21 protein-coding genes are annotated in these 19,941 nt (G+C 58.9%); 20 read left to right on the top strand and 1 reads right to left on the bottom strand.

The features are described from left to right. Positions 1-66: 66 nt before the first annotated feature. The 11 genes from urtB to ureG all read left to right on the top strand — a co-directional run bounded on the left by urtB (position 67) and on the right by ureG (position 9,337). Positions 67-1,698, top strand: a complete 1,632-nt coding sequence (gene urtB, locus L3J03_00355; GenBank protein MCF6289446.1) for an urea ABC transporter permease subunit UrtB — start codon at positions 67-69, stop codon at positions 1,696-1,698. A 3-nt stretch (positions 1,699-1,701) separates the two neighbouring features. Next, the gene (urtC, locus tag L3J03_00350) at positions 1,702-2,790 is read left to right on the top strand and encodes an urea ABC transporter permease subunit UrtC (GenBank protein MCF6289445.1); all 1,089 of its coding nucleotides are present in this window, start codon (positions 1,702-1,704) and stop codon (positions 2,788-2,790) included. Further along, entirely contained in the window at positions 2,787-3,617 is an 831-nt protein-coding gene (gene urtD, locus L3J03_00345; protein ID MCF6289444.1) for an urea ABC transporter ATP-binding protein UrtD, read from the top strand. The genes urtC and urtD overlap by 4 nt, the downstream gene beginning before the upstream one ends. 3 nt (positions 3,618-3,620) lie before the next feature. Then, positions 3,621-4,316 carry an urea ABC transporter ATP-binding subunit UrtE gene (urtE, locus tag L3J03_00340; protein MCF6289443.1) on the top strand — a complete coding sequence of 232 codons (696 nt, stop codon included), beginning with the start codon at positions 3,621-3,623 and terminating at the stop codon, positions 4,314-4,316. A gap of 2 nt (positions 4,317-4,318) precedes the next feature. Then, on the top strand, positions 4,319-5,161 hold the full coding sequence (locus L3J03_00335) for an urease accessory protein UreD (protein ID MCF6289442.1): 843 nt from the start codon (positions 4,319-4,321) through the stop codon (positions 5,159-5,161). Positions 5,162-5,233: 72 nt separating this feature from the next. Then, positions 5,234-5,536, top strand: a complete 303-nt coding sequence (gene ureA, locus L3J03_00330; protein ID MCF6289441.1) for an urease subunit gamma — start codon at positions 5,234-5,236, stop codon at positions 5,534-5,536. Positions 5,537-5,547: 11 nt separating this feature from the next. After that, positions 5,548-5,865, top strand: a complete 318-nt coding sequence (locus L3J03_00325) for an urease subunit beta (protein ID MCF6289440.1) — start codon at positions 5,548-5,550, stop codon at positions 5,863-5,865. After that, the gene (gene ureC, locus L3J03_00320; protein MCF6289439.1) at positions 5,862-7,565 is read left to right on the top strand and encodes an urease subunit alpha; all 1,704 of its coding nucleotides are present in this window, start codon (positions 5,862-5,864) and stop codon (positions 7,563-7,565) included. The genes L3J03_00325 and ureC overlap by 4 nt, the downstream gene beginning before the upstream one ends. A gap of 1 nt (position 7,566) precedes the next feature. Then, entirely contained in the window at positions 7,567-8,010 is a 444-nt protein-coding gene (ureE, locus tag L3J03_00315; GenBank protein MCF6289438.1) for an urease accessory protein UreE, read from the top strand. Beyond that, positions 8,003-8,677 carry an urease accessory protein UreF gene (locus L3J03_00310; GenBank protein ID MCF6289437.1) on the top strand — a complete coding sequence of 225 codons (675 nt, stop codon included), beginning with the start codon at positions 8,003-8,005 and terminating at the stop codon, positions 8,675-8,677. Before ureE ends, L3J03_00310 begins: the two co-directional genes overlap by 8 nt. 33 nt (positions 8,678-8,710) lie before the next feature. After that, the gene (gene ureG / locus L3J03_00305; protein ID MCF6289436.1) at positions 8,711-9,337 is read left to right on the top strand and encodes an urease accessory protein UreG; all 627 of its coding nucleotides are present in this window, start codon (positions 8,711-8,713) and stop codon (positions 9,335-9,337) included. 78 nt (positions 9,338-9,415) lie between these two features. Here the strand turns inward: ureG and L3J03_00300 are convergent, their stop codons facing one another. After that, entirely contained in the window at positions 9,416-9,826 is a 411-nt protein-coding gene (locus L3J03_00300) for a hypothetical protein (GenBank protein MCF6289435.1), read from the bottom strand. A 389-nt stretch (positions 9,827-10,215) separates the two neighbouring features. Here L3J03_00300 and L3J03_00295 point away from each other — a divergent pair, with 389 nt between their 5' ends. From L3J03_00295 to L3J03_00255, 9 genes are all read left to right on the top strand, one after another. After that, complete coding sequence (locus L3J03_00295; protein ID MCF6289434.1) at positions 10,216-11,127, top strand: phosphate/phosphite/phosphonate ABC transporter substrate-binding protein; 912 nt, start codon at positions 10,216-10,218, stop codon at positions 11,125-11,127. Beyond that, positions 11,124-13,052: a response regulator gene (locus L3J03_00290; GenBank protein ID MCF6289433.1), complete on the top strand. Its 1,929-nt coding sequence runs from the start codon at positions 11,124-11,126 to the stop codon at positions 13,050-13,052. Before L3J03_00295 ends, L3J03_00290 begins: the two co-directional genes overlap by 4 nt. 296 nt (positions 13,053-13,348) lie before the next feature. Further along, positions 13,349-14,044, top strand: a complete 696-nt coding sequence (locus tag L3J03_00285) for a tetratricopeptide repeat protein (GenBank protein ID MCF6289432.1) — start codon at positions 13,349-13,351, stop codon at positions 14,042-14,044. Further along, positions 14,044-15,171 (top strand): hypothetical protein, encoded by a 1,128-nt coding sequence (locus tag L3J03_00280; protein ID MCF6289431.1) that lies wholly within the window; start codon positions 14,044-14,046, stop codon positions 15,169-15,171. The genes L3J03_00285 and L3J03_00280 overlap by 1 nt, the downstream gene beginning before the upstream one ends. A 5-nt stretch (positions 15,172-15,176) precedes the next feature. After that, positions 15,177-15,746: a PilN domain-containing protein gene (locus L3J03_00275; protein MCF6289430.1), complete on the top strand. Its 570-nt coding sequence runs from the start codon at positions 15,177-15,179 to the stop codon at positions 15,744-15,746. Between the two features lie 17 nt (positions 15,747-15,763). Next, entirely contained in the window at positions 15,764-16,429 is a 666-nt protein-coding gene (locus L3J03_00270; protein ID MCF6289429.1) for a hypothetical protein, read from the top strand. Positions 16,430-16,516: 87 nt separating this feature from the next. Further along, on the top strand, positions 16,517-16,966 hold the full coding sequence (locus tag L3J03_00265) for a hypothetical protein (protein ID MCF6289428.1): 450 nt from the start codon (positions 16,517-16,519) through the stop codon (positions 16,964-16,966). A gap of 63 nt (positions 16,967-17,029) precedes the next feature. After that, positions 17,030-18,766 carry an SPOR domain-containing protein gene (locus L3J03_00260; GenBank protein ID MCF6289427.1) on the top strand — a complete coding sequence of 579 codons (1,737 nt, stop codon included), beginning with the start codon at positions 17,030-17,032 and terminating at the stop codon, positions 18,764-18,766. Positions 18,767-18,772: 6 nt separating this feature from the next. Beyond that, on the top strand, positions 18,773-19,819 hold the full coding sequence (locus L3J03_00255) for an AAA family ATPase (protein ID MCF6289426.1): 1,047 nt from the start codon (positions 18,773-18,775) through the stop codon (positions 19,817-19,819). The last annotated feature ends 122 nt before the right edge of the window (positions 19,820-19,941 follow it).

The raw sequence follows: 19,941 nt of genomic DNA, 5'->3' as shown, positions 1-19,941 counted from the left end.
CCGCGTTCCTTGAGCGGTTTCCGGAAGCCCTGAATTCAATCCGGAAGATCAACAGAGAACATTTCCATGAACCTGCCACGGCATAATCAATACCCCGGCATGAAGGTCTACTTCCTTCTCCTGCTCGCTCTTTTCCTGATGGCCGGGATCTGCCATGCCGACCAGGGCGAGACCTCTTTTGACGAGGGGATACAGCTTCTGCTCCAGAAAAATTTCAAGCAGAAGGAAAGCGGCATCGAAAAAATCGCAACAAGCGGCGACCAGCGGGCGGAATCGATTCTCCGGGCCCTGCTTGACGGAAAACTGTACCGGATAAAAAAGGATAACACCCTGGTCTATGCTGATATTGAAAATTCACGGGCAACCATTACCTCGGCCCTGACCGGAGAACCCCTGGGATCCGTAAAAAAAAGAAAACTTAAAAAAATAACCATCAACAACAGCTTGCGCGCCCGGCTTAAAGGGGTCCAGGCCAGAATCAATCTGGGCGATCCGGACCCAAGGGTGCGGGCCGAGGCGGTCAACAAGCTGACCGTAACCCTGACCATTGAGTCCTCCTCCATTCTTAGGGAACTTCTGAAAACGGAAACCAACAGCGAGGTTCGCGAGGCGTTGACAACCGCCATGGCCATCGTCGGTCTGCGCAGCCGCGACAACGAACAGAAACTGCTGGCCTTAACCAGGCTTCAGGGAAGTCTCAGCCCGGCGGTCCGCAATGAACTCAACCGCCTGATTTCCGAGGAACAGGATCCGGCTGTTGCCAAAAAGGCGAAATCGGTGCTGTCCTCCATTGAATCGAAGATCGCCTTTTACGGCCTGGTGGAAAAAATCTTCTTCGGCCTCAGCCTCGGCTCGGTGCTGGTACTTGCCGCGATCGGACTGGCCATCACCTTTGGGGTGATCGGGGTGATCAACATGGCCCACGGCGAGTTGATCATGCTGGGGGCCTATACTACCTACGTGATCCAGCAGATGCTTCCCGGCTCCATCAGTACTGCGCTTTTTCTCGCCATTCCGGCGGCCTTTATCGTCTCCGGCCTGGCCGGCATTGTCATTGAACGCACGGTCATCCGTTTTCTCTACGGCCGGCCCCTGGAGACCCTGCTGGCCACATTCGGCATCAGCCTGATCCTGCAGCAGGCGGTGCGCACCATCTTTTCGCCGCTTAACCGCAGTGTTGCCACCCCGGCCTGGATGAGCGGCTCGCTACAGATCAACCCGATCCTGTCACTGACCACCAACCGCCTAACTATTCTCATCTTTTCCGTACTGGTCTTTGCCGGGCTCTATCTCCTCCTTAAAAAAAGCGCCATCGGCCTGCAGGTCCGGGCAGTGTCACAGAACCGGGCCATGGCCAGGGCCATGGGAGTCCGGGCCGCCAGGGTGGACGCCCTGACCTTCGGCCTTGGTTCCGGCATCGCCGGGATCGCCGGCGTCGCCCTTTCCCAGCTCACCAACGTGGGGCCCAATCTCGGCCAGGCATACATTATCGACTCCTTCATGGTCGTGGTGTTCGGCGGGGTCGGCAACCTGTGGGGCACGCTGATCGGCGGCCTGTCGCTGGGGGTGGCCAACAAGTTTCTCGAACCCTGGGCCGGGGCCGTCCTGGCCAAGATCCTGATCCTGGTCTTCATCATCCTCTTTATCCAGAAACGTCCCCAGGGCTTGTTCCCGCAAAAGGGTCGCGCCGCGGGGTAACTCATGATCGTTCTCAGACTTCTCAGAGATGACCGCGGCGGAGCATTGATGCTCGGCCTGCTGGTCCTGGCAACCATTGTGGTGCCAATATGCAATCTGCTGGTACCCGAGACCAGTGCGCTGCATATCCCCACCTACACCATGACCCTGATCGGCAAGTACCTCTGCTACGCGCTGCTGGCCATTGCCGTGGACCTGGTCTGGGGCTACCTCGGCATTCTCACTCTCGGCCACGGCGCCTTCTTTGCCCTGGGCGGCTATGCCATGGGCATGTACCTGATGCGACAGATCGGCAGCCGCGGCGTATACGGCAATCCCGTGCTGCCCGACTTCATGGTCTTTCTCAACTGGCAGCAGCTGCCCTGGTTCTGGCAGGGCTCGCAGTGGTTCTGGTTCGCCATGCTCATGGTGGTGCTGGTACCGGGACTGCTGGCCCTGGCCTTTGGCTGGCTGGCCTTCCGCTCCCGGGTCACCGGGGTTTATCTGTCGATCATAACCCAGGCCCTGACCTATGCCCTGCTCCTGGCCTTTTTCCGTAATGAAATGGGGTTCGGCGGCAACAACGGCCTGACCGACTTCAAGGATATCCTGGGGTTTTCCCTGCAGGCCGATACCACCCGGGCCGGTCTGTTCATTGCCTCGGCCATCGCCCTTGGCACGGGATACCTGAGCTGCCTGTACATCACCCGCTCCCGGCTCGGCAAGCTGTGCACCGCAATCCGGGACCAGGAGGACCGGACCCGGTTCATCGGCTTTCGGGTGGAACATATCAAGTTGTGGATCTTCACCTTTTCCGCCATGCTGGCCGGGATTGCCGGGGCCCTGTATGTTCCCCAGGTCGGTATCATCAATCCCGGGGAATTTGCGCCGCTGGCCTCGATTGAGATCGTGGTCTGGGTGGCGGTGGGCGGCCGGGCAACCCTGTACGGCGCAGTGGCCGGGGCCCTGATGGTCAACTACGCCAAAAGCTATCTTACCGCCGCCATGCCGGATGCCTGGCTGTTTGCTCTCGGCGCCCTGTTTGTCCTGGTGACCCTGCTCCTGCCCAGGGGAGTGACCGGGCTGTTGCGAAAAAAAGAGGTGAGCCGATGACTATCCTTGAGGCAGTGCGCTCCTACGGGCGCCGTGACCAGGTTTTTGAGTTTCTCATGCCGGATACGCCGCCGGACCTTGACCTGACCCACGGGATAATCCTCTACCTTGATGGAATCACCGTAAGTTTTGACGGATTCAAGGCCATCGACGACCTCAATCTGTACATCGAAGACGGTGAACTGCGCTGCATCATCGGCCCCAACGGCGCCGGCAAGACCACGATGATGGACATCATTACCGGCAAAACCCGGCCGGACAGCGGCTCTGCCTGGTTCGGCCAGCAGATCAACCTGCTGAAAATGGATGAGCCGGAAATAGCAACCGCGGGTATCGGCCGGAAATTTCAAAAGCCAACGGTCTTTGAACACCATCCGGTGATTGACAATCTGGAGCTTGCCATGGCAGGCGACAAGCGGGTGTGGACAACGCTGAACGCCCGCTTAAGCGGCGAGCAACGCGACCGCATTGACGAGATCATCCACATCATCGGCCTGGAGCGGCAGTACAACCATCGGGCCGGCTCCCTCTCCCATGGCCAGAAGCAGTGGCTGGAGATCGGCATGTTGCTGATGCAGAACCCGAAACTGCTGCTGGTCGATGAACCGGCCGCCGGCATGACCCACCAGGAGATGGAGCGCACCGCCGAACTGCTGACCTCCCTGGCCGGAACCCACAGCGTCATCGTTGTTGAGCATGATATGGACTTTGTCCGTTCCATTGCCCGCAAGGTAACGGTATTGCATCAGGGCAGCGTGCTGGCCGAAGGCAGCATGGACGAAATACAAAACGACCAGCGGGTCATTGAGGTCTATCTCGGAGAATAACAGATGCTGCGGATCGAACGACTCAACCAGTACTACGGCGAGAGCCACACCCTCTGGGATATCGACCTGGCCGCGCCTAAAGGGCAATGCACCTGCCTGATGGGGAGAAACGGCGTGGGCAAGACCACCCTGCTCGATTCCATCATGGGACTGCTGCCCGTGCGTTCCGGCCGGATCACCCTTGCCGGCAAGGATATAACCAGACTGCCGGCGGAACGGCGGGCCGGTCTGGGCGTCGGCTATGTCCCCCAGGGGCGTCAGATTTTCCCCCTGCTCACCGTGCGGGAAAACCTGGAAATCGGCCTGGCCGCCGGACGCACCAAAAGAAAAAAAGTGCCGGACCTTGTCTTTGATCTCTTTCCCGTATTAAAAGAGATGCTGGGCCGGCGGGGCGGTGACCTGTCCGGCGGCCAGCAGCAGCAGCTGGCCATCGGTCGCGCCCTGGTGCTGGACCCCTCGTTGCTGATCCTGGATGAACCCACCGAGGGCATCCAGCCCAATATCGTGCAGGAGATCGGTGAAATCATCAACAAACTGAAAAACGAGATGGGCATAACCGTCCTGCTGGTGGAACAGAAACTACCCTTTGCCCGGGCCGTGGCCGACGGCTTTGCCATTCTGGACCGTGGCCGGTCAATGGCGACCGGAGCCATGGATGTGCTTGACGACCAGTTAATCCGCAAGTATCTCACCGTCTAAAGATGACCGCGACCGGAACAGACAGCGAACAACCCCAAGGCTGGACCGCCCGCCTGGAACTGGAATATACCGCAAGGCAAGAGCGCACCGTTCTTGCCCGCAACCGCCACAGCGGCCCGCTTGTTGTCCAGCGTCCCCTCTATCCCGAGGGCCGGGTCTGCCACACCTGCATCCTCCATCCGCCCGGCGGGGTGGTCGGCGGCGACCGGCTGGAAATCGATGTCCTTGCCGGCCAGGGCACCGCGGCCCTGCTCACCACGCCCGGAGCGACCAGGTTTTACCGCTCCGCCGGCAGGAAGGCGGTGCAGGAACAATGTATTACCGTGCACAACGGGGCAATGGTCGAATGGTTTCCCCAGGGCAACATTCTCTTTCCCGGCGCCGAGGCAATGATCAGCACCCGAATCGATCTTGAGCCCACGGCAAAATTCATCGGCTGGGAGATTCTCTGTCTGGGCCTGCCGGTTAACGGCCGGCGTTTTACCGGCGGCAGGCTGTTGACAAGCCTGGTCATCCGTCGCGACAGGAGTCCCCTGCTGATAGACCGGCTTCGAGTGGAAGGCGAAAAAGACCTGGATCGATGCGCCGGGCTGCGTGGTTTTCCGGTAACCGCTACCTTTGTCGCCACCAATGGCAAGGAGGATATGCTGGCGCCCGTGCGCAGTCTTGCGCCCCGGGGAAAAGAGGGCCTGTACGGGGTGACCCTGGTTGACGACTTGCTGGTGGCCAGATACCTTGGCCGGTCAACCTTTGCGGCCCAGACCCTGTTCACGGAAATCTGGACCTTGCTGCGGCCGGAACTCGCCGGAAGAAACGCCTGTGCGCCGCGCATCTGGGCAACTTGAACCAGGTACCTGAGATGAGCATTTACAAAAAAAGTGCGGCCATCCTTCGCACGCATTACAGGGGGAATACCCATGGAACTGACACCAAGAGAAAAGGATAAACTGCTGCTGTTCACGGCCGGGCTTGTTGCCGAGCGGCGTAAAGAGCGCGGCCTGAAGCTCAACTATCCCGAAGCAGTGGCCTTTATCAGCGCCGCCATCCTGGAAGGGGCGCGGGACGGCAGGTCAGTGGCCGAACTCATGGATTACGGACGCACCCTGCTTGGCCGTGAAGATGTCATGGCGGGGGTCGCCGAAATGGTGGATGAGGTGCAGGTGGAGGCCACCTTCCCCGACGGCACCAAGTTGGTTACTGTCCATAATCCTATCCTATAGCGAGGCTTACCATGATACCAGGTGAAATCATCACCCCGGCAGGAGAAATTGAAATCAATCAAGGTCGCACCTGCATCAGGATCGACATCGCCAACAGCGGCGACCGTCCCATCCAGGTCGGCTCCCATTACCACTTCTTCGAGACCAACCCGGCCCTGCTTTTCGACCGGGACAAGACCCGTGGCTTCCGCCTCAACATCGCCGCCGGGACCGCGGTTCGCTTCGAGCCCGGCCAGAGCCGCGAGGTGGAGCTTGTCGCCTATGCGGGCGACCGCAAGGTATACGGCTTTAACGGCGCGATCATGGGTCAACTGGAGGAGACGCGATGACGACAATAAGCCGCCGGGCGTATGCGGAGATGTTCGGCCCAACCATTGGCGACCGGGTACGGCTGGCTGATACCGAACTGTGGATCGAGGTGGAGGAAGACCGCACCATCTACGGTGATGAGGTAAAATTCGGCGGCGGCAAGGTCATCCGCGACGGCATGGGCCAGAGCCAGCGCCTGAGCAGGGATGCCGTGGACCTGGTGATCACCAATGCGCTGATCCTTGACCACTGGGGTATTGTCAAGGCCGACATCGGGGTTAAAAACGGGCGAATCACCGGCATCGGCAAGGCCGGCAACCCGGACGTGCAGCCCGGGGTGGACATTATTATCGGGCCGGGCACCGAGGCCATTGCCGGGGAAGGCTCGATCATCACTGCCGGCGGTATTGACGCCCATATCCATTTTATCTGTCCGCAGCAGGTGGAAGAGGCGTTGATGAGCGGCATCACCACCATGCTCGGCGGCGGCACCGGCCCGGCCACCGGCACCAATGCCACCACCTGTACCCCCGGCCCCTGGAACATCCAGCGCATGCTCCAGGCGGCCGAGGAATTGCCCATGAACCTCGGCTTCCTGGGCAAGGGTAATGCCAGCCTGCCGGGGCCATTGGAGGAACAGGTCCGGGCCGGGGCCATGGGCCTGAAACTGCACGAAGACTGGGGCACAACGCCGGCGGCGATTGACAACTGCCTGACCGTGGCCGAGGCCATGGATGTGCAGGTGGCCATTCATACCGACACCCTGAACGAATCCGGTTTTGTCGAGCAGACCATGGCCGCCTTCAAGGGTCGCACCATCCACACCTACCATACCGAGGGCGCCGGCGGCGGCCATGCCCCGGATATCATCCGGGCCTGCGGTAAAAACAATGTCCTGCCCTCATCCACCAACCCCACCAGGCCCTATACGATCAATACCGTGGACGAGCACCTGGACATGCTCATGGTCTGCCACCATCTGGATCCGAAAATCGCCGAAGACGTGGCCTTTGCCGAATCCCGTATTCGGCGGGAGACCATTGCCGCCGAGGATATCCTCCACGACCTTGGCGCATTCTCCATGATCGCCTCCGACTCCCAGGCCATGGGCCGGGTGGGCGAGGTGATCATCCGCACCTGGCAGACGGCCCATAAAATGAAGACCCAGCGCGGCAGCTTAGGCAATGACCCGGCCGGTCACGACAACCTGCGGGCCAGGCGTTACATTGCCAAATACACCATCAACCCGGCCATCTCCCACGGCATCAGCCACGAGGTCGGCTCGGTGGAAATCGGCAAACTGGCCGATCTGGTCCTGTGGAAGCCACCCCTTTTCGGAGTCAAGCCCAGCCTGATCATCAAGGGCGGGATGATTGCCGCGGCGCCCATGGGCGACCCCAATGCATCCATCCCCTCGCCGCAACCAGTGCACTACCGCCCCATGTTCGGCGCCTTGGGCCGGGCAAGAACCGCCACCTCGCTCAGTTTTCTCTCAAAGGCGGCCATGGATGCGGGTATTGCCGGCAAGCTCGGCCTGAACAAGGGGATCGGCGTGGTCAGGGGCTGCCGCAATATCACTAAAAAAGATATGGTGCTTAACGATTACCTGCCGATAATCGAGGTCGATGCGCAGACCTACGAGGTACGGGCCGACGGTGAACTGCTCACCTGTGAGCCGGCAATAACTCTGCCCATGGCCCAGCGCTATTTTCTTTTCTGAGATGCTCTGTCTAACCCGAAAAATTATTGGTTGCCATGAGCCCGCGACCACCCTCACCCTGCCCTGGTCGCAGCGCACCCGAAGCCGGTTGCGGGTCCAGCTTGACAATGGCGAGGAGGCCGGACTCTTTCTCGAACGCGGGGTTATCCTGCGCGACGGCGACTGCCTGGCCACGGACAACGGCCATGTGGTCCGGATCAGGGCGGCAGTGGAAACGGTATCCACGGTCCGCTCCAACGACCCCCTGCTGCTGGCGCGTATCTGCTATCATCTCGGCAACCGCCATGTGGATCTGGAAATCGGCCAACGCCGGGTCCGCTACCTGCATGACCATGTACTCGATGAGATGATCCGGGGCATGGGCCTGCGGCCGGAAAAGGAACAGGCCCCCCTGGAACCGGAAACCGGGGCCTATGGCAAGGGGCACGGACACCGCCATGAATAGGGACAATTCCTTGCTGCGGTTGCTGCACCTTGTCAGCCCGACCCTGCCCACCGGCGCGTTCAGCTATTCACAAGGATTGGAATGGGCGGTGGAGGCGGGCTGGATAGATGACGGCCCTTCCCTGGGCGCCTGGCTCGCCGACCTGGCCGGGCAGTCACTGGCCTTTGTCGATATTGCGATTTTAGGCCGGATGTATAGGGCGATAGAAAACGAGCAGCAGCAGGAACTGGAACAATGGTGCGCCATGCTCCTTGCCTGCCGCGAGACAGCTGAATTACGCCGGGAAGAACATACCCGGGGCCGGGCCCTGGCCACCTTACTGCAAGGTCTCGGGGTTGCCGGGGCCAGACGCTTCGGACAGTCCTTGCGCCGCAGCCAACTGGCCGGGTTTGCCCTTGCCGCGGTACGTTGGGATATCACCCTGCGGGATGCCGCCCTGGGCTATGCCTGGGCCTGGCTGGAGAACCAGATTCTGGCCGGAATCAAAATCATCCCCCTGGGCCAGACAGAGGGCCAGGGTCTTCTCCTGCGACTCAGCGCGGATATTGCGGAAACCGTTGACCAGGGCCTGAACATCGAGGATGCGGAGATCGGCTCGGCAAACCCGGCCCTGGCCCTGGCCTGCAGCCTGCACGAAAACCAGTACACCCGCTTGTATCGATCCTGAACTCTTACCCCTGAACTCTTGCAAGGAAAAGTGATGACAGCAGAAAAAAAACCGTCGCCGCTGCGCCTCGGCATCGGCGGCCCGGTGGGCTCCGGTAAAACCGCTCTTATAGATGTCCTGTGCCGCAAGATGCGCGACCGCTACCAGATAGCCGTGGTCACCAACGATATCTACACCCGCGAGGATGCCGAGTTTCTCACCCGGAGCGAGGCCCTGCCCGCCGAGCGGATCATGGGCGTTGAAACCGGCGGCTGTCCGCATACGGCCATCAGGGAGGACGCGTCGATGAACCTTGCCGCGGTGGACGACTTTATCCACCGTTTCCCCGGCCTGGACATTATCTTCATCGAGAGCGGCGGCGACAACCTGAGCGCCACCTTCAGCCCGGAACTGGCCGATCTGGCGATCTATGTCATTGATGTGGCCGCTGGTGACAAAATACCGCGCAAGGGCGGCCCGGGCATCACCCGCTCCGACCTGCTGGTGATCAACAAGATTGACCTGGCCCCGATGGTGGGCGCATCGTTGACCGTGATGGACAATGACGCCAGAAAGATGCGCAACGCCAAACCCTTTGTCTTTGCCAACATGAAAACCGGCCAGGGCGTGGACGAAATCCTTGCCTTTATCGAGCGGCAAGGCATGCTGGCGATGCCCTGAACCCGCATTTCCGGCCGGCGATCTACCACAACAGAGCGATGAGATGCGCCTGCCGCCTTGTGCCTGAAAAAAAGGTCCTCAGTCCTTTGCCGACCGGTTGATGTCGGCAAGGTCGCCCAACAGGTGGGAGATAACCCCGAGGGCCACGGGAACAACAACGGAGGGCCAGAGGAAATAGAAGATCGGCGGGACCACCGCCGCGGTCATGAAGTGCGTCTTGAGCACGGTATCCCGGACCCCGGTTTCCTTGAGCACGGTCATGAATTGGTCGAACTCCCTGAAGATGAGCACCGGATTACGGTAGGGCTGCAAACGCTTTTCTCCGCGGGAACGGAGAAAGACCAGAATAATGACATCCAGATCCATGGCCATGGAGACCATGCCGCCGACCAGGACCCAGAGCAGAATATCCTCGGCCCTGCCGGCATAGACAACGGCCACCGGGGCAATGGTCAGGGTGGATATGAACAAGTGGTTCTGCGGCAACATGGCTTGTACTGCCTCCCTTTCCAATATATAGTGAATGCGGTGCGTACCCGGCCAGTTGGTTTTCTACAAGCTCGACCGCCAGGCGTCAAGATTAAAGATTGTAAGCGTTCACCAGCACCCCATCTTCGCACGATCAGGCCGGCTCACATAGGCATACTATGGATTCGCCGGCCTGCTTGCACGAATCCGTGGCACTGGTAAACGCTTACCGGCCGGTGGATTCCGTAAATTTGTAGCCTCTGGTGAACGGTTACTAAAGATTTCCCCCCCCTGGGCAGGGCCGGGCGGATTTACTTGACAGGCGGTTATCAGCAGGGTAAGCGAATAGAATCCGACTCGGACCGCCGCCAAGAGGCGTTTTCCGGTCACTTCATCCAGAGGAGAAAATTATGTCTCTCAATATACTTTCAAAACAGCTGCGCTGGATATCTCTGGTACTGGGCGCCCTGCTCCTGTTCCTCTCGTTTCCGGCCCAACCCCGGGCCGGGGAAAAGATCGTTATCGGCCTCCTCCCGGAGATGAACGTCTTTAAACAGAAGCGGCGTTTTGAACCGCTGGCCGCCTATCTCACCAAAAAAATCGGGGTCAAGGTGCAATTGACCATCCTCAGCCGCTATGGCAACATTATTCAAAGGTTTATCGACCACCGGGTGGACGGCGCCTTCCTGGGTTCATTCACCGGGGCCCTTGCCATTTCGCAACTCAAGGTGGAGCCCCTTGCCAGACCGGTGAACCTGGACGGGACCTCCACCTACTGCGGATATATTTTTGTCAGGAAGGACAGCGGCATTAAAAATGTTGCCGACATGAAAAACAAGACCCTGGCCCTGGTTGAAAGGGCCACCACCGCCGGTTTCGTCTTTCCCATCGCCTATCTTAAACGGGATGGAATCAATGATTTCACCTCCTACTTCAAGGATTATTTCTTCACCGGCAGCCATGATGCCTCGATCAAGGCGGTGCTTGCCGGCGAGGCGGATGTCGGGGCTGCCAAGAACACCATATATGAGCGTACCAAGCAGTCTGATCCGCGGGTGGCAAAGGATCTGGTTATCCTGGCAACCTCGATCAGGGTCCCTTCCAACGGCCTCTGTGTCCGGGCCGACATGAAGCAGGATCTGAAAGAGCGGCTCAAGGCGGCCCTGCTGAACCTGGATCAAGACCCGGCCGGCGTCTCTGTGCTCAAGTCTCTCGGCGCGGTCCGTTTCGTGAAAACCGGCAAAGATGATTATCAGCCTGTTTTTGATCTGGCCGAAGAGGCCGGGCTGCAACTCAAAGAATACCACTACAAGAATCAGTGAAAAAACGCGTCATCATATCATTCGCCTTGATCTTCACCCTTTTTTCCCTGGGTGCGAGCGTCAGCCTGTACAATTTCATCACCACCATCTCAAATCTCCGCGATCTCCTGAGTCTGCACGAGATCGAGGATATCCGCCAGGAACTTAGTTTCAGGTTTCAGCGGATCCAGACATATACCTTTTCCTCCCCTGAGATCTTTTCAGACAATCTCGACGACATCCTGACCAATGCCAATGAAATCGACGCCACGGTCAAAAGGTGTCACAGCTGCCACCACAACCCTTCGGTGCAGGAAGAACTCGACCACACGGAGGCCCTTATCCAGGATTATGAGGAACAGCTCAGCCACCTGATCACCACTGCGGTGGAAACAAATTACCGGGCCGAACTCCAGAAAAAGGTTTTCGATCTGAGCGAAACCATCCTCAAGAAGGTCCAGGGGATGATCATCGCCTCCGCGGCAAACATCCAGAAAAAGTCCGAGTATGCCATGCAGCATATCTCTCGGTCATACAACACCCTGGCCCTCACCCTCCTGCTTACCTTTATGGTCGCCTTTGCCATTGCCATCTACCTGACCGGGCACATCACCAAACCGATCCAGGAACTCCTGACCGCAACCAACAAGATCGCCCGGGGAGAGCTTGGCTACCAGGCCCGGTATCACGCCCCGGCGGAATTCGGCAAGCTGATCCAGACCTTCAATGATATGAGTCTCTCGCTGGCCAGGAAGGAAAAGATGATCCAGCTCCAGATAGAGGAGATGGAAAAGACCCAGCGCCAGCTCTTTGAGGCGGAAAAACTCACCGCCCTGGGCACCCTGGCCGGGGGTATCGCCCATGACTTCAACAACATCCTCTGCGGCATCCTCGGCCACATCGCCCTGCTCAAAAGAAAACGCAACCCGGAAGACAAGGAATACAAGACCTTTGAAACCATTGAAAAGGCCGGCTTCCGGGCCGCCGACCTGACCAAGCAACTGCTGGCCTTTGCCCGCCGGGAAATATTGGCGCACCGGCCGGTTAATATAAACGACAACGTGAACAATGTTGTCGTACTGCTCAAAAACACCATCAACAAACGGATCACCATCAAACTCGATCTCAGCAAATCACTTCCCCCTGTTCTGAGCGACCCGGCCCAGTTGGAACAGGTCGTGATGAACCTCTGCATGAACGCCAGGGATGCCATGCCCGAGGGCGGCGAACTCGCCATAAAAACCGAAAAAGTGGTCCTGGACGCGGCCTTCTGCAAGACACACACCGAGGCAAAACCCGGCGATTATGTCAAGCTTACGGTGATGGATCAAGGCACGGGAATCGCGGAAGATGTGCTGCCAAGAATTTTCGAGCCCTTCTTTACCACCAAGGAGGTCGGCAAGGGCACCGGCCTGGGACTGGCCATGGTCTACGGGGTTGTCAAAAGCCACAAGGGGTTCTGCCTTGTTGACAGTACGCCCGGCAAGGGGACCCGTTTCAGCGTATTTCTGCCGGTTTCCAAGGTTATTTCGGGAGAAGACGGCCGGCCGGCGCCGGAGCGCTTTGCCGGAAAAGCCACGATCATGATAGTGGATGACGAACCCTTTATCACCACCATGCTGTCGGAGCATCTCCAGTTTCTCGGCTGCACCACGCTGATTGCGACAAACGGCGAGGAGGCCGTGCAGATACTGTCTGAAAACCGTGACAGCGTTGATCTGGTGATCCTTGATCTCAACATGCCGGTGATGGACGGAAAAGAGACCTATTCCAGATTAAAGGAGATCAAGCCCGACCTCCTGGTCCTTATTGCATCGGGATACGATGCAATCAACAACACGGTCAGGGAAATACTGGACCAGGGCGCGGACGGGCATATCCAGAAACCGTTCAACCTGCGGGACCTGTCCGGCAAGATCGCCCAGATCCTTAAGAAAAATAAATAAGGGTCGGAATCCATAAGCATATCATGCCGAAGTTGTTTCAAATTCCGCTTTTGCCGTCACGGCTGCGGCTCAGGGTCCGCTACACCGTTCGCTATAAGAAAACCCCTTTCCCGGTCCAACCTCAAACGTACGGGGTTTACCGAAATCTTACTTTATTGGCATGACGGTTATTGTTTCAACTCCCTGATCCCCTTGAAAAAAGTTTTTTTGGCGGCACACTTTTTCAAATGGGTGCGGACAGCATCCAGCAGAGTTCGGCCTCGCGAGCCGCTAACCTTCCAACAACGGAAATTAATTTGAGCAAACTGTTTGACACGCTGGAGCGAATCCGGGAAAATGAAGAGTCGCAGCATCGAGAGCCGGCCGCGCCGGCCCCCGGCCGGAGAGGCCCGGGCCGGCGGCGGCTGGTTCTGTGGGCCATCCTTTGCAGCGCTGTTGCCGGCCTGGTTCTGTTCGTCTTGATCACTGATTTTTCCTCACTGCTGAAACCGGGCAGACATCCGACTCCGGCCGCGCCGGTGGAACCCGCCGCCGCCCCGGCCGGTCCGCGGCAGGTCGCGACCGGGCAATCCGGGACAACCAGGGCCGTCAATCCAGTGACCCGGGAAACACGCGACCAGTGGCGGGACAAACTGGCGGACAGCGATCTCACCCCTGAACAGCGGGCAACCCTGCTCAACAATATCGCGGCCTATTATATTCTGGACCGGCAATACTGGCAGGGGTTGTCCTACCTCGAACAGGCCATCCGCCTTGCCCCGGGTGCAGCGGAACCGTTGATCAATTACGGCGTGGCCCTCACTGAACTCGGCCTTTACGGGGTGGCGATCGATTATTTTGAAAGGGCCGGCCGGATTAACCCGGACCAGCCGATGCTGGTCAAGAACATCGCCTTGCTCGCCAGAAACAAAATCATGGGAACCAGGCTGCTCTCCCTGTACGGACAGAAAAACAGTGGTGCTTCAGGCAAATCTCAACCCGGGGCGTATTGATGATCCACCGCTTTCTGAAGAATAAAAAAATGTTCGCCCTGGCCGGCGACACCGGCGGCGCCATACTCGCGGAAATCACCAGGTCCGCGCAAAAGGAACCGATCCTGACGATGCTGGGCAACACCAACGGGGTGGCCGTGACCAACAAGACCAGTATGCACCGGCTCCTTTCCCGGGTGCCGGAGACCTCCCAGGGCGAGCTGTCAATGGCCCTGCCATTGAGTTTTTTCACCACCAAGAACATTACCCTGCCGGCAATGCCCAGGGAGGCGATTAACCAGGCCCTGCCCTACCACCTGGCCAAGGTCGTTGATCAACCGCTCAAGGACCTGCTTTATGACTGGCAGATCAGCCAGCGATTGAAGGGCCAGCTGGTGGTCACTGTTTATCTTTTCCAACGCAAGTCCTTTGAGATGTTCCGCCGGGAACTGGGCGAAAAAAAGCTGGAACTCACCTTTTTTGAAAGCGACGTCTTTGCCGCCTTCGGGCTCCTTGACCGCCAGGGTCGCCTCCGGACCGGGAAGTCGAGCCTCTGCCTCCTGATCTGGAACCGGAGTATCTCCATCGCAATCCATGAAAAAAATGTCCTCACCGTTGTCCGATCCGTGCCCCTGGCCCGGCCGGCGACTCCCTATTCCGCGGCCGCGGTCCGGCAATCGGCAACGGCCGGACCAGCACAGACGATAACGCCCCCGCCCTTGCCCGCACCGGGCAAGGAATTCATCGATGACAGCGCCATGGACGCCATCCTGCTCAATTTCGATATCTTGAAACATGGTTCAACCGACCCGGCACCGGCAGACAAAAAGGCAGGTGCTGCTCCCGGAGATAACGGTCCCGGCACGGCAACATCCGATCCGGTTGCCAAGGGAACCTGGTATGACTATCTGCAACAGATCAGCCTGGAGCTGATCCGCACCCGCGACTACTACGGATCAGTGGTAAAGGGAAGCCCGGTCAGTCAGCTCTTTGCCGGCGGGGCCGATGACTTTTTCAAGGAGTTGCAGGATATCGTCCGGACATCCATGGACCTGGCAGTCGAGCCCCTGCTCGGGGAGGAACAACTGCCGGCCGGCTGCCCGCCGTCCTACGGCGCCATCTGCATCGGCACCGGAGCCCGCTGGTGAGCCCGATGATTGACCGCATAAATCTCGTCCCCAAAAAACCGCTTTCCAGCAAGATCAAGGACAAGATACCACCGGTCCTGGTTCTTGTGCTGGCTATTATCGCCCTCAACCTCTATGTCCAGGACCGCTCCCTTACCAACAGGATCAATCAGGCGGGAAAAGACCGAGCCCTCCTCCAGCAGTCCACTGATAATTACTCCCGGTCCCTCAACCGGTTCCAGGCCAAAAAGGCCGAACTGGCCCGGCTGAACCAACAGAACTCCCTGGTTGCGGCCCGGGTCCGCCGGCTGACCGGGCTCCGGCATCAAAAAAAGATCTTCTCCGAGCTGCTTGCCGTGATCGCCGCGGCAACCCCTCCCTCGATCGTCTTCCGTTCCATCAGGTTCAACGGCAATAACGGGGAACTCTCGGGCGAGGCGCGTGGTTACGAGGACCTGCCCGGCCTTGTGGAAAGATTAAGGAACTCCGGCAAATTCGGAGAGATCACCCTCAAGGCCATCAACCGGAAAAACCAGGACAACGAAATGCTCTTTGAATTCAATATCTCCGGCAGGCTCAACAATGCCGACGAATAAACACGGGACCGGTTAACATGCTGCGCGTCCAGGAAATAATCCACATCAGCCAGGGAAAGCTTCTTGCCCTGCGCAACGACCCCGAGGGGATTCCGGTGTTGCGAACCCTGGTCCTGGCCCTGGCCCTCTGCCTGTGCGCCTACTATGTCGGCCACGCCTTTATCCTTGAACCAAAGCAAAAAAAAATAAAGCAGGAAACCGCGCTCAAGAATCAACTGCTCCAGTCCAGTCCGGGCCGGGCCGGGCGGATCATGACCACGGGCATCCACACCATGGAAGAACAGATCCGCTCCTTAAAGGATGGGCTCGCCGTCAACCTGTTAAAGGAACGAATCCTCACCCGCCAGTGGCGGATATTGGGCGATGAGCAGGAGTTCAACAACTCGGTTTTCACCCTTCAGCCCTCAACGCCGGTGAAGATCAACGATAACCTGCAAAAGGTCCGCCACCTTGAACCGGAAACCAGGGACGCCTTTACCATCTACCCGGTCCGCATTGAAGGGAACACCGACTTTACAACCCTGTACAACTACCTGCTCCACCTGGAAGAGAGTCCGCCGGTGAGCATGATCGACGACCTTGTCATAGAGAACAGGACAGCCGGCAAGGACAAGGGGGACCGGCCGCTCCACTTCATTCTCAAGGTGGGCAGAATCGGCCTGAAAACCGGCCCGGCCGGATGAAAATGTTTGAGCTTGTATGGTGACCTTGTTAGAACTACGATGTTTACAGTGTTATTCATGGTTGTTAATCCGCTGAAATATGAAAACATGGCGAAAAATATACTGATCATTGCTCTGTTGGCATTTTGCACGGTCGCGGCGACCGCCGGACCGGTTCAATCCGAGGAGATGCTGACCCTGGTCGTTCGACCGGAACTGCTGGACAGGACCGAACGGTCCACCCGGGCGCCGGTTCCCAGCAGGAATATCTTTGCCTGGCCAGCGGAAAAATCCATGCCAGCCGACTCCCGGCAACGCCAGGCCGACGAATCAGCATTGGCGGCGATGAAGAAGCTGCGGGCAGAGGCCATTCTCTGGAACCGGAGCAAACCCCTGGCGATCATCAACGGCAGGCTGATCGGGGTTGGCGATGAATTTTCAGGGATACGGGTGCTGGCTATCCACCGGGATTCCATTACCCTGGCAAAAGGGCCGACCCGCCATGTGATCGGATTCGAAACCACGGAGATCAACCTGGGGACCGGTAGTGAGCCGTAACCCGGCCGAAGAACCGGAAACACTCTATCCTGAGCAGCCTCTTCCAGGGGCAAAAGGATCTGCATGGGTAACCAATTGAAAATTAAGGTTCTGTCGCCAAAAGTCAGGATCATACTCCTCATCCACCTTGTCCTTGCCGGCCTGTTGTTAATGACGCCGGGAGTACGGGCCGGGACATTGATCGATGCGCTGAAGGATCATCCCGCTTCAATCCGGGGCGATAATCTTAAGGTGCCGCTTCTCTTCCGGGCCATTGCCCGGCAGGCGGGGATTACCGTCTATGTTGCCGATAATATCGATGACACGATCACCATTGAGATGGAAAGCCGTACCCTGTACGACATCTTCAACCTGGTGGTGACTGCCAAACATCTGCGCTATTACGAAAAGGAAGGGGTTCTCTTTATCCAGAAAGAAGAGGATTTTCAGTCCGCCCCGGTCAACCTGGCCACCAGGCGGATCTGTTCCCAGTACGGCCGGGCCGAGGATTATCTGGAACAACTGGGCAAACTTTTGAGCAAATCCGGCACCATCACCCCCACCGAACGCGGCAACTGCCTCCTGATCGTTGACCTCCGGGAACAGCTGGATAAGGTATCGGCCATGTTCACCGAACTGGACCGCCCCATCCCCCAGGTATATATCGAGGCCAGGATCGTGATCATCAGCGACGAGGCCAAGCGGCGGCTGGGCATCAAATGGGGATTCAGCGACCGGTACGGCGACCTGTCGGTAACCGGTGCGGTGGACCAGCAGGTAAGCCACACCGCCGACCTGATGGTGGGCTATCTGCGCAACAATCTGAACCTGAACCTGGAACTGCAGGCATTGGAACAAGACAATCTGGCCCGGGTTCTCTCCTCGCCGCGCATCCTGGTCCTGGACGGCAAGGAGGCCGAGATCAAGCAGGGCAAGGAAGTGGCCTATGTGACCCAGACCGACAGCTCGATCAACACCTCGTTCCGCGAGGCCAGCCTGAGTCTCAAGGTAACGCCGCGCATCTTGAAGAACCACTACATCGTCCTTGATGTCTCAGTGACCAACGACAGTGTCTCCACCGCCTCCTCCGGGGGACAACCCACCATCGACACCCAGGAGATCTCCTCCACCCTCTTTCTGGAAAACAACCAGACCGTGGTCATCGGCGGGATCCTCCTGGAAAACAAAGACAATATCAAACAACGGGTCCCGCTGCTGGGCACCATCCCGATACTGGGTAATCTCTTCAAAAGCAAGGATGACAGCAAAAAACGCTACGAACTCCAGGTGTTCATCACTCCGACCATTCTCTCCATGGAAGACGGCAACCGCCCGGATCCGGCCGGATCGCCGGCCAGTGCCCCACCGGACGCCCGGCAGTTGAAAAAACCGGCCGTGACCCCAAAAGCCGGGACCGCGATCACGACCGGGCCGGAGGCATCCGCCCGGGAACCCGTTTCCACCGCCGGGCCGCCCGGCGCGGCCGAGGCCGGGGCCGACAATCTTGCCGCTCCTCGACCAGCGGCTGACAGCGCCCTTCCGGACCAGGTGGAAATGGTATCATCTGATCCGGAAGGACCTCCCCTGTACACCGTGCAGGTCGGCTCCTTCCGGAAAAAGGCCAATGCCGAAAAGATGCTGAACAGGATCCGGGACAAGGGATATACCCCCTATCTTGCCGAACTCACCTCTGGAAACGGACAGATCTGGTACGCGGTCCGGTTGGGCGATTACCAGGGCTGGAGCCTGGCGGTCAAACATGCCGGGGAATTCAACGGCCCCCAGAGCCGGGCCGCCGTGGTACTGCCGGTAAACAGATAACCGGACATGAAAACAGACCTGACAACAGCAATCTCGCCATCCCCTTCCCGGGCGGATCAGCCCCCCTGGAACCACGCGCCCCACCTGGCCTTTTTCGGTCTCAGCGAGGAGCCGTTCCTGCTCACCCCCAACCGCCGTTTCTTTTTTCGGTCCGCCGGCCACAACGCGATCCTGCGGGTGGTCCGTTACGGAATCCGCCAGGGCGAGGGGTTTATCATCATCACCGGTGAGGTGGGAACCGGCAAGACCCTGCTCCTGCGAATGCTGCTCGCCGAATTCCGGGCCGAATTCAAGGATGAGTATGAAACCGCGCTCATCCTCTCGCCCCTGCTTTCCCCGGCCGAACTGCTCCAGGCCATCCTGGTGGACGTGGGCCGGGAAACCGCGGCCGCCTCCGACAACATGGAATCCCTGCTCCGGGAATTGAACGGTTATCTCTTTGCCCTGGCCAGTGACAACCGGCGGCTGGCTGTGATCATCGACGAGGCCCAGAATCTCCCCGATGAAACCATCGAACAGCTGCGGCTGCTCTCCAACTTTGAATCAGACCGGCAGAAGTGGCTGCAGATCATCCTGGTCGGCCAGCCGGAGTTGCGCCACAAACTGCGGCAACCGAACCTGCGCCAGCTCCTCCAGCGGATAACGATCATCGAGACCCTGCCAGCGCTCACCCCCGAGGAGACGGTATCCTATGTGAACTTCCGGCTGGCCCGGGCCGGGCGGGACAACCTGGTCATGGGCCGGCGAGCCCGGCAGCGCCTCTGGCGACTGACCAACGGGGTGCCGCGCCGGATCAACCGCTTGGCGGCCCGGGCTCTGCTGGTGGCCTTTTCCAGGCATTCTCCGCGTCTGACCGCCTCCATCTTCAGCCAGGCGGACGCATCCCTGGCCCTGGATCAAAAAGGTACTCCCCGGTTCAACCGGTCCCGGCGGGGCCTGCTCCTGGCCGGGGCCGTTTCGCTGGCGCTGATAGCATGCATCCTGTCCCTGCGACCCGACTTTGCCGAACGTGTCATCCGGGATCTGGCCAACCTGGTTGCCATCCGGCCTTAGACGGATGACAGTGGGCCAGGGGTGAAAAAACATGGAGCAATGATCGCGGCCAGGAATATAATGTTTTCTGTCCCCATGAAATGAATCGTCGGGTCACGGTATTGACCGACCATATCGAATTA

This window comes from Desulfobacterales bacterium (genome assembly GCA_021647905.1).
GTDB lineage: Bacteria > Desulfobacterota > Desulfobulbia > Desulfobulbales > BM004 > JAKITW01.
The sequence above is the reverse complement of the archived record's forward strand: the minus strand, read 5'-3'. Positions and strand labels throughout refer to the sequence as shown.